Here is a 10,790-nt window from a genome sequence, read left to right on the forward strand (position 1 = left end):
TTCTAACTTGAGAGTCTATGTCTAATAAATTCGTGGCCCTAATTTCATATTCCCATTTGGCGTCCCTGTCTTTTCTGTATGAAATAGAAGCATCCCAGTTCTGAAACGATTGTGATTCGCCATTGCCAAGGTCCTGATTGGTATAGGTATAGTTTGTGCGGAAGGTGACCCTTTTCCAGATATAAGCATCTACCTCTACAGAGGGAGCATTGGTGACAAAAGTTGTTTTTCGACTTCCCTGATTATTGTTGGTGACGCTATATCGATAACTCAAATTACCGTTGGGTGCTTCCTTATAGTTAGTGCGTATACCCGGTGTGTATGTCTGGGTATAGCCTTCATTGAGGGATTGTTGTCCCTGGATGAACTGATTGATCTTACTATAATTAAAACTAGAGTTCAGGCTCGCCCGGATCTTTCCAAAAGTTCGCTGCACGCGCCCAAAGATATTGACATTTTCATCGGCAAAATTTGAGTTGAAAAAAGTGCTTGTACGGATTACATTCTCGAAAGTCGTTAAGCTTCGTACCTGATCAATATTGCTGGTGTAGGCCGCTCTGGCGAAAACGTTGGTATAGTTAAAGAGGTTGAAACTACTGTAAAACAGGCTTACATTATGTGAAAGAGCATTCTGCAGGTCGGGTTGCCCAAATTGTATACTGTTAATGTTATTTAATACTAATCCCTGGGCCAATCTGGTCACATCTGTGAACTGGTTTCTCATATCGTATCGCAAGGTCAGCGCTTCACTCTTTTTAAACTGTATCCGGGTTTCAAAATCTGGTAAAAAACGAAAAAAGTTCTCCTCAAAAAGTTCCCCGAATTGTATATTTTTATTTTGGTAGGCATGTACCGAAAAACCAGGGGTAACAGTAAACATACCTTTTTTAAATCGGTAATGCACGCCCAGATAGATGTCGCTGAAATTGTACTCTGTATCGTTAGTGGCGCGCCCATCATTAATTGTAGGGGTAGGATCTAATTGAGTTCCATCACCTAAAAACTGAAAAATATTGGAATTGAATTCCTGCCGACTAAGGATGGTACCCAGCGTAATGTTAATATTACTCTTTGCATTCAGAATGTTGTAATAATCCAATTTTGCATCTAATTGATTCGACTTAATACGCCGATTCTGACCAAGATCATAGTTGGTAAGGGAGGTATCCAGGCCCAGAGCATCTGCGGTAGTATCAAAGGCATCTTCTCCATTTGGGTCATTCACCAAAAGAGCATTATAGAACGGGTCTTCATTCCTTATAAGATGCTGAGCCTCGAAAGCAAAAATATTGCTTTCATTAAGAGTGTAATAGTAATTTATATTCTGATTGATACTATAGGGTGTTACCTCATCGAGCTGATCTGTATTTCCAATCACAGAAGAAAAAATTTGTTGGATCTGTGAATCGTTTGATATCCTGCCTAATACATCATAATCTAGTTGGTTATTGATGTTTGGTTGGTAGGAGGCACTAAGTTTTAATAACCCCTGATTTGATCGTTCTCTGCTCGACTGTTCAGTGGCCTCGTCAGGAATACCGAGGTCTGGATCTGTATATTGCACAAAACTCGTTTCCCTAGAAAGTATTCGACTGCTATTATAGATCAGAAACCCACTCAGATCTAGCGCCTGATTGGGTGAATAGCTAAAATTGCCTGTCGCTAATTTATTCTCAATTTCGAGTGCATTACCCTGACTTGTCAGGAAATTAAGACCATTATCCCCTAAGTTTATATTAGTTCCACTACTTCTACTTGGCGCCCTGAAACCACCGCCAAAAGCTCTTATATCTCGTCGTGTGAGGGCCACCTCACCCGTATTGTTCATGTCTCCTATAAAATTAAGGCTGTATTTGGGACTGTAATAAAAAAGTTTTGGCTGCACTAAATAAAGCTCGTTGTCTGGCGAAGTTCCGCCTCCGGCCGTGATATTCCCAAACCAAAAATTTTCCTTTCCTTCCTTTAACTTAATGTTCAGGGCCACATTATCCTGGTTATTGCCCACGCCACTAAGCTGTCCCACTTCAGAATAATTACGCAAAACCTGTATTTTATCAACAGCTTTAGACGGAATGTTCTTGGTGGCTAACTTGGTATCCCCATCAAAAAAGTCCTTTCCATTCACCATTAACTTGTTAACCACCTTGCCTTCTACTTCAATCTGCCCGTCTTCATTAATCTCTACGCCTGGTAAGTTTTCAAGTACGTCTTCTAACTTGCGTTCTGTACCGGTATTAAAGGAATCTGCATTGTACACTAGGGTATCTCCTTTAACACTTACTGGCATTTCGTAGACAAGTTCTACCGCATCTAAGGCATTGTCTGCCTGTAAATTATAATCTTTGGTAATATCACTTTCTTTTGTAGTCAGGATATCTACGAAAGTCTTCATTCCAATATAACTGATCTGTATTTTGTAAGTGCGATTTTTCGCCAGCTCTAATTTAAATCTTCCTTGTTCGTCAGTAATGCCATAGGATTCCAAACCACTGGTTTCCTGATTTATAGCAATCACATTGGCCAATTCCAAAGGGCTATTCAAGGTATCCCGCACTATGCCCTCAACTTTGATTTGGGCGTAGAAAGAGTGGGCTACAAAAAGTAGCGCTAGAAGAACTATTTTTTTCATGAATGTGTATTACGGGCTGGAGTGGATAAGGTTTTGAATATGGACAAGCTTAACTTCTTCTTCTTCCCCTGTTATCTCTCATTTCAATCATTTTGCTTTGAATGGTTGCCCTATAGTCATCTTTGGTAATTTCCTTCCCTCTGTCTGGGGCCTCAATCTTAAGACTTTCTTGAGGATTCATCACAATCTTGGAACACAATATGGTGGTATTGCCAGCACTTACTTCTAGGATAAGACCTGGAAGCCCCCAATATTCTGCCGGTCCGTGACTTACCGGTATTTGTGGGGTATACCAGGCTTCTATTTCTGTCATTTTTACTTCTGGAGTCTCAGCTTGTCCTATGATTGTAGAATCGGTTTCTTTGGCAGGAGGAGTTAGATCACTCCAGGAAAAGTCATACCATGACAATTCAGCAGAGGGGACAGAAGCCGTAGCTTTAAAGCACATATATTGTCCTATCTGCTTAGATTCGGTGCCCATCTTCCAATCTATGGCTTGCAACTTATCTTTTACTAAAAATTGCTTTCCGTAAAATTCCTGACTCTGAACGAGGGCGTTTTCTTTGATGTTCTTGTATTGTTCACCCTGTGCAAAATTTTTCCCCCATGAATCTGTAGCGCCAGACATGGCATCTAATTTATCCTCCTCATTGAATACAGATTCCACTTTATTAAAATTCAGGACATAGGTCTTTTCCAATCTGTTTTTTAAACGGGCCTGAACTTGTTTTTTTTGAGCTTCACTCATTCTTGCGCCCCAACTACCCAGTTCCATGGTAGATTTTGAGAAATAAACAGCCTGTCCCTGAAATTCCTGGACATTGGGTTTAAATGAGAATAATAGCAAAAAGGAAAGAATAATAACTTTAAACAGAATGGGTTTCATCAAGAGGCAATTTTGTTGATTGTGTTGAACGAATATAGAGTAAAGATTAAACAATATTTCGCTGTTTATCAAAATATTAACACAACTTAAAAGGGCATTGATCCAAGTTGCAATGGATTGAAGACAGCCTTTGGGCTGCATTTATTTAAAAAAGATAGTTCCAAAAATAGATATAGGCAAAGGAGTTTAGATATGGTTTACCACCGTCTTCACAGGGTGGGGATAGTGCGCATCGCGATGCTGAAATCTAAGTATAGTGTCTTTAACAACAACCCCCTTATCAATATTTATGGCATTTTTGATCGTCATATTTTTATCCCAATGATCCCTTCCTGCTATTACCGAAGGGAGGTGAACAAGTAAGGCTGCTGAAATAGACCTGGAAGCGCTTTCCCAAAAATAACTTGGGGTATGATCTACTGCATAGTAATCTATCTTGTCTATGGCAATGATCGGATTTTTAAAGCTGGTGGGTTTTGCAAAATAAAACCCCATCCCTTCATCACAACTTACGTCAATTATTAAGGTCCCGGGTTTAAGTATGTCTTTTTCATCCTCTTTCACGTAGTCCATAGGATCATCCGTGTCCTGATAGGTGCCATTGATTATTATTTCCGATTCGTGTATCAAATCCGATAAGGATCTTTCGGTTCCATCGTGCTCTACCACGATCAAGCGAGGCTCACCGGGATTTCCTTTTCTTAGTCGGGTATAATGTACATCCAAAACTTCTTCTCTTACTTCGTGATCCGGTCGTTGAATACAGATAGTAATATCCCTGAAGCCATGGGCTTTTAAGGCATAGATGGCCCCCCGGCTCACAGCCCCAAAACTAAAGATGATCACCTTTCTCTGATTGCCGTAATGTCCATCTATACCCTTTAATTGCAGCGCGTGAATAACCGCACAATAGCCGGCCATTTCGTTATTCTTATAAAAGGTATGCCGGCCCATTTGTCCGTTAGGATTCCAGACGTACATATCCTCGAAAGCGATCAGGGTCAATTTTTTATCGATGGCCGTTTGAGTGATCTGCATTTGTTGGGCACAATGGGGATATCCCCAAATAAGGCCGCCCTCCTTCAGATCTTCTAGATCGGATAGAATGGGTTTTGCAATAATAGCTGCACCAATGTCTGATAATAGTTCACTGCGGGTTGCTATTCCACCGGTTAATTTACTGAGTGCTGCATCCTCCATATTAAAAGGTGCACCATACCCTTTCTCAAAAATTAATTGCCTGCGTATCTTTTCAGGAAGTCGTAATAGGTGTTCGGGATGTATAGGTACGCGTCTTTCATCTTCTTTTCTGGAAGTCCCTATAACTCCCATTTTTAATAAAGCCATGTGTTTTGGAATGCTACGAATTGCAAAGCAATGAATTGAGCAAAGCGTACGATTAAAAAAAATACTGTGAATGCTGTAATTCCTTGTGATCAGGCATTAAACTGGCTACGAGGACTTCATCAAAATAAAGGGCTTATGAAGTAAGCGTAAGAGATTCTCTGCAGAAGCGCGAATAGATATGTACTTGTAACAGAAAAAAAGTATGCCTCAAAGATACTTCATTAACCCCCACCTTAAAGAAAAGTTCTATGTATTCTCAAATGAATATTACCCTGGAAAATCGAACTCAGACAAAAAAGCAATGCCGTGCTTGGTCAAATATCAAAAATAGCAACTAGGGGGTTACGCATAAAACCCTCAACAGGATACAGAAATAAATGAAAGAATTCACGATAATTTTCTTAAAATTAGGGTATATTTCATTGATAATCAATACAATGGATGAATGTTGAGCTTCAAATAAAGTATACTTTATAATCTTAATTCAGTAGAAATCATGATCGCACACAACAAAAGGTTCACCCTTATTTTAATAAGTCGTGTTTTACTCATACTCATCCCTCTTATAGCTATGCAAATTACAGCTGAAGTAAATTGGAACACAGCCGATTTCTTGGTGGCAGGTGTGCTTTTATTGGGAACCGGACTCATGGGTGATCTGATCTGGAGAAAAGTAAAGAACAACAAAAGAAAAGTACTGCTCACTTTAGGGCTCAATGTATTCCTTATTACTGCTTTGGGCAGGACTTGGGGTAGGTATCTTTGGCTCTCCTTTGGCCGGAAGGTAAGATCGCTAATTATATTTTTAAGAAATCGTATTGGCGCCTCCTTACTTTATAATTTAGGCTGTATTTTTGCGCCATGGAAGCATGGTACCATTATGTCTTGTTGGTAGTTGTTGGTTTTGTAGTTGGTTTTATCAACACAATAGCCGGTGGTGCTTCCCTTATTTCCCTTCCTGTACTTATTTTTTTAGGTCTTCCCCCTAGCGTGGCTAATGGTACTAACCGAGTGGCAATCGCCTTTCAAACAGCCATAGGCGTGGCAGGGTTTAAAAGCAAAGGAGTCTCTACCTTCCCTTTTAATATTTACCTGGGGATCGCAGCCTTGCTTGGCTCTATACTTGGTGCTTCTATTGCAGTGGATATAAAAGGAGAGACCTTTAATAGGATACTTGCCATTATCATGGTCATCGTAGTGCTTATCATTGTATTTAAGCCAAAGATCAACCTGGAGAATATGCAGGAGCGGCTCACTGGGAAATACCTCTGGATTGGGATGATCGTCTTTTTCTTTATTGGGATCTACGGAGGGTTCATCAATGCAGGTATTGGATTCGTTATTCTTCTATTTTTACATTATTTTCATCATATGACCCTGGTAAGGGCCAATGCCACAAAAGTGGCCGTAGTCTGTATCTACACCCTGGCTGCCCTTGCTGTTTTTATACTGAATGATAAGGTTATATGGAAAGTAGGCCTGGTATTGGCTATAGGGAATGGTTTAGGCGCCTGGTTTTCTAGCAGGGTGTCTGTAAAGAAAGGGGATGGCTTTATTAAAACTTTTTTGGTGATCATGGTGATCGCCATGGCAATTAAATTATGGTTTTTTACATAAAATGGGAGACAGTATTGAAAGATTAGAATGGCGGTACGCGGTAAAAAAATTTGATTCAGAGGCCTATTTAGCGGAAGAACAACTAGAAAAGTTGGTAAAGGCCTTTAACCTAACTGCAACTTCTTATGGGCTGCAACCCATACGGCTGGTGGTGCTTAAAAATAAAGAAATGCAAGCAGCCCTTGTGCCTTTCTCTTATAAGCAGCAACAAGTGGCACAGGCATCGCATGTTTTAGTGATCTGTATTGAAACCAATATTGATCAGGATTATATAACGAAATACTTTGAACGGGTAAAACAAGTGCGTGGTACCAGCGAAAAGATCATTTCGCCTTTTAAAGATGCACTTGTTGATAGTTTTTCTAAAAAAGAGATCGCAGAAGTGCGGCAATGGGCCACTAATCAGGCGTATTTGGCTATGGGAAATTTGCTGACCGTTTGCGCTTTGGAACATATTGATGCCTGCCCAATGGAAGGCTTTATACCGGCTGCCTATGATGAACACCTGGGGCTTGGTCCCATAGGACTTTCATCTGTCCTGGTATTACCCATAGGGAAAAGAGCCCAGGACGATTTCTTTGCAGAAATGAAAAAAGTTAGGCGAGACCTTTCTGAGTCTATTATTCGTATTTATTAAGATGTAAAATAGTAGCTATGCCAGGATTTGAATTCTTTGGAGCACTGGAAAGAGCGGAAGTTCAGGATGTTTTAGATTCCGGGGTTTTGATGCGATATGGGTTCGACGGGATGCGCCAAGGACATTGGAAAGCAAAGGAACTGGAGCAAGCGTTGGCAAAAAGAATGCAAACCAGCTTTGCCCATACGGTTAGCAGTGGTACCGCCGCTTTAACGGTGGCCATGGCCAGTGCCGGTATTGGAGCCGGAGACGAGGTGATCCTGCCTACCTTTACCTTTGTCGCCAGTTTTGAAGCTGTTTTGTCTTTAGGGGCCATTCCTGTTTTGGTGGATATTGATGATACACTCACCCTTGCACCAGAAGCCGTAGAAAAAGCAATTACTAAGCGCACCAGGGCCGTAATGCCTGTACATATGTGCGGCTCCATGGCAGATCTAAAGGCGCTCAAGGCTATTTGTACGAAACACCAATTGATACTTATTGAAGATGCTTGTCAGGCTATTGGGGGGAGTTACGACGGTAAACCCCTAGGGAGTTATGGGGATATTGGATGCTTTTCTTTTGATTTTGTGAAAACCATTACCTGTGGGGAGGGAGGTGGTATTATAACCAACAACAAAGACTTTTATACACATGCAGATCACTATTCGGATCACGGACATGATCATGTAGGGACCGATAGGGGAGCAGAGAAACATCCTTTTTTAGGGTATAATTATCGTATTTCCGAATTGCATGCGGCGGTAGGTTTGGCACAAGTGAAACGCCTGGACGATTTCCTGGCCATACAGAAAAGACACTACCATATCCTAGAAGCTTCCCTTAAAAAATTAGAGGGGATCACGCTTAGACGGGTTCCGGACGGGGGAGTACAGAACTATTCCTTTCTGAATTTCTTTTTACCTACCGAAACCCTGGCCAGAAAGGCTCAAAAAGAACTGGTAGGGGCCGGGGTGGATGCTTGTTTCTACTGGTTTGACAATAATTGGCACTACCATACGAAATGGGATCACCTCAAGGAATTACATAGCCTGGGTCCTGTTTCTGAGGAAATAAAAAAGAGGGTTTTAAACGAAGAAACTCAAAACTTTACAGCTTCCGATCATTGGATGGGTAGAACCGTATCTTGCCTGATAAAATTGAGTTGGTCCGAGGAAGAAGTAGCCCATAGGGCAACAACCCTTCATCGGGTTCTGGATACTATACTAACGGAAGCTTAGTAGGGCACGTATTCTAATATTTCTAGTCCATACCCAACGATCCCAACGCGTTTGGTTTGCCCGCTATTGGTTAAGATCCGCATCTTGCTAATGTGAAGATCATGAAGTATCTGAGCGCCAATCCCAAAATCTTTAGTATCCATGTCTATACCGGGTGCTTTCATGAGCCCTTTCGCCTGATTCTCCTTTAGTCCCTTTAAACGAGACAGTAAATTGAGCGATTCGCTGGTCTGATTAATAAAAACAATGGCCCCATTGCCTTCGTTATTGATGGCACGGAACATATCATCTAATTTTTGTTCTGCATTATTCGTCAAGGTGCCCAGGATATCATTATTAACCAGGGTAGAATTGATGCGGGTAAGCACTGCGTCGTTCCGTTTCCAAAATCCCTTGGTAAGTGCAATGTGAACTTGTTCGTTCGTAGTTTGCTGGTAGGCGTGAAGCGTAAAATTTCCAAATCTGGTCTCCACGTCAAAACATTCCTTTTTTACGATCAGGCTATCGTGCTGCATACGATAGGCAACCAGGTCTTCAATAGAGACAAGTTTAAGATCGAACTTCCTGGCCACTTCTACAAGATGGGGCAAGCGCGCCATAGTACCGTCCTCATTTAATATTTCAACGAGGATCCCTGCGGGTGCAAAGCCGGCAAGCCTGGCGAAATCAACCGCTGCCTCTGTGTGGCCGGTACGCCTTAAAACTCCACCATTTTTAGCCCGCAATGGAAAAATATGTCCAGGTCTGCCCAGCTGATGTGGTTTTGTCTCAGGATCTACCAACGCTTTAATGGTTTTTGCTCTGTCATGTACGGAAATACCTGTCGTACATCCGTTACCAATAAGGTCTACGGACACTGTAAATTGGGTGTGATGAAGAACGGTATTGTTTTGTACCATCATACTAAGGTCTAGTTCACCGCAGCGCTCTTCAGTAAGGGGCGTACAGATAAGACCTCTTCCATGCTGGGCCATAAAATTGATCATCTCCGGCGTTACCTTTTCAGCCGCAGCAATAAAATCGCCTTCATTTTCTCTATTCTCATCATCTACCACTATGATCACTTTTCCATGGCGGATATCCGCAATGGCCTCTTCAATAGTGTTCAATTGTATTTTTTTTTCTTTATCCACAATCATCAGGTCTTTCTTTTAAACCGTTTTTTAACCGCTTCTGCAATGATATCCCATACATGGCCAAAACTCATCAGTCCCTTATCTGCAGTAGCCCTCTTCGTTAAAACAATACCCAAAGGTAACATTATTAAGGTAGATAACCAGGCACCCAGGATTGGGTTTATGTTGCCTTCTTTAGCATAATTTCCTGCAAAAACACCTATAAAATAATAGGTAAGGAACAGGACAATGGCAATCACCATGGGTAAGCCAAGACCACCCTTTCTGATGATGGCACCCAGTGGGGCCCCCACAAAAAACAGGATGATGCAAGACAGGGCAAGCGCATATTTTTTATGCAGAGAAAGGATATGCATATTATAGATCTTGTATTTGTTCTGAATTTCTTGTTTTTTACCACTTACTGAATTAACAATATTCGAAATGGAATTAGACGCAGCACTGAGGATCTGTGCCTGTTGCCAATACTGGTATAATCCAAGCACATCACTGGTTGTAAGCACAGAATCCTTGGTCTTTTCTAAGGAAGCGAGGGAATCATTATTCTTATTTATGTCGATACCTGCAGAAAGCGTAGAATCTTTTTCGGATACCGGGACAAAGGCACCCATCCGGGTAGTGATGTTTTTTGAAAAAGCCCCCACCACGCTAAGATTGTTGTTCTTTATAGAGTCTATGTCTTTTTTGAGTCGGGATATGTTCTTCATCTTATCGGTGCGCACATTTCCTTCTTCTTCCAGATCCTGGGTATTTTCAGGGATCTCTATGTTGATGGTGTAGGTCTTAAAGTCCGATTTTGCAAATGGGAATCGCTTGCGATCATCATTATCCTTAGGCACCAATTCTTCGTAATAATGGCCATTTTCCAATACTAATTGGATGATATCTGAGGCTTCACTGCTAATAAGTTCTCCGGAGGCCGCTTTTATGACCGTATTGTTCTTTTGCAGGTTCGATTTTTTGTGAATGATGACATTTCTTAAGTATTTGTCATTTTGCCCAAATTTATCATCTACTTTGATGTTCATTCCTTCAAAATCACTAAAAACACCTTCTTCAATCACCGCTGCAGGCTTAACCTTGGCAATATTCCTTCTCAGGGTGTAAATTTTTTGTTCGGACGCGGGGATCACCGTATTGGCAAAGTAAAAGGTAACTCCTCCCAGAATAACCACCAGTACGATGACACTTGCCATAGACCGCTGTAAAGAGATCCCGGAGGCCTTCATGGCGGCAAATTCATAATTTTCAGCAAGGGAGCCAAAAGTGAGGATAGAGGAAAGGAGGACCGTAAGAGGCAATACCTTTTCGGTGAGAT

General features: G+C 41.4%; 9 protein-coding genes. 4 read left to right on the top strand and 5 right to left on the bottom strand.

Annotation, left to right across the window (positions count from 1 at the left end; translation table 11 throughout):
• The 3 genes from WBM49_RS04410 to WBM49_RS04420 form a co-directional block, all read right to left on the bottom strand.
• On the bottom strand, positions 1-2,629 hold a 2,629-nt coding region (locus WBM49_RS04410; protein ID WP_424370853.1), incomplete at its 3' end, for a carboxypeptidase regulatory-like domain-containing protein.
• A 49-nt stretch (positions 2,630-2,678) separates the two neighbouring features.
• Positions 2,679-3,515, bottom strand: a complete 837-nt coding sequence (locus tag WBM49_RS04415) for a GLPGLI family protein (RefSeq protein WP_424370854.1) — start codon at positions 3,513-3,515, stop codon at positions 2,679-2,681.
• Between the two features lie 186 nt (positions 3,516-3,701).
• Complete coding sequence (locus WBM49_RS04420; protein ID WP_424370855.1) at positions 3,702-4,862, bottom strand: N(5)-(carboxyethyl)ornithine synthase; 1,161 nt, start codon at positions 4,860-4,862, stop codon at positions 3,702-3,704.
• Between the two features lie 571 nt (positions 4,863-5,433).
• On the opposite strand from WBM49_RS04420, the gene WBM49_RS04425 reads away from it, so the two are divergent.
• Genes WBM49_RS04425 through WBM49_RS04440 form a run of 4 tightly spaced genes read left to right on the top strand, consistent with a single transcriptional unit; the run spans position 5,434 to position 8,336 of the window.
• Positions 5,434-5,757 (top strand): hypothetical protein, encoded by a 324-nt coding sequence (locus tag WBM49_RS04425; RefSeq protein ID WP_424370856.1) that lies wholly within the window; start codon positions 5,434-5,436, stop codon positions 5,755-5,757.
• Positions 5,724-6,479 carry a sulfite exporter TauE/SafE family protein gene (locus WBM49_RS04430; protein WP_424370857.1) on the top strand — a complete coding sequence of 252 codons (756 nt, stop codon included), beginning with the start codon at positions 5,724-5,726 and terminating at the stop codon, positions 6,477-6,479. The genes WBM49_RS04425 and WBM49_RS04430 overlap by 34 nt, the downstream gene beginning before the upstream one ends.
• 1 nt (position 6,480) lies before the next feature.
• Entirely contained in the window at positions 6,481-7,116 is a 636-nt protein-coding gene (locus WBM49_RS04435; protein ID WP_424370858.1) for a nitroreductase family protein, read from the top strand.
• Positions 7,117-7,133: 17 nt separating this feature from the next.
• Positions 7,134-8,336 (top strand): DegT/DnrJ/EryC1/StrS family aminotransferase, encoded by a 1,203-nt coding sequence (locus tag WBM49_RS04440; RefSeq protein WP_424370859.1) that lies wholly within the window; start codon positions 7,134-7,136, stop codon positions 8,334-8,336.
• On the opposite strand, the gene ribB is transcribed toward WBM49_RS04440, so the two are convergent.
• Positions 8,333-9,475, bottom strand: a complete 1,143-nt coding sequence (ribB, locus tag WBM49_RS04445; RefSeq protein ID WP_424370860.1) for a 3,4-dihydroxy-2-butanone-4-phosphate synthase — start codon at positions 9,473-9,475, stop codon at positions 8,333-8,335. The two genes, WBM49_RS04440 and ribB, sit on opposite strands and share 4 nt — an antisense overlap.
• The coding region (locus tag WBM49_RS04450) for an LptF/LptG family permease (protein ID WP_424370861.1) at positions 9,475-10,790 on the bottom strand (1,316 nt) is incomplete at its 5' end. The genes ribB and WBM49_RS04450, both read right to left, overlap by 1 nt.

This window comes from Muriicola sp. (genome assembly GCF_049669965.1).
In the GTDB taxonomy this organism is placed as follows: Bacteria; Bacteroidota; Bacteroidia; order Flavobacteriales; family Flavobacteriaceae; genus Muriicola.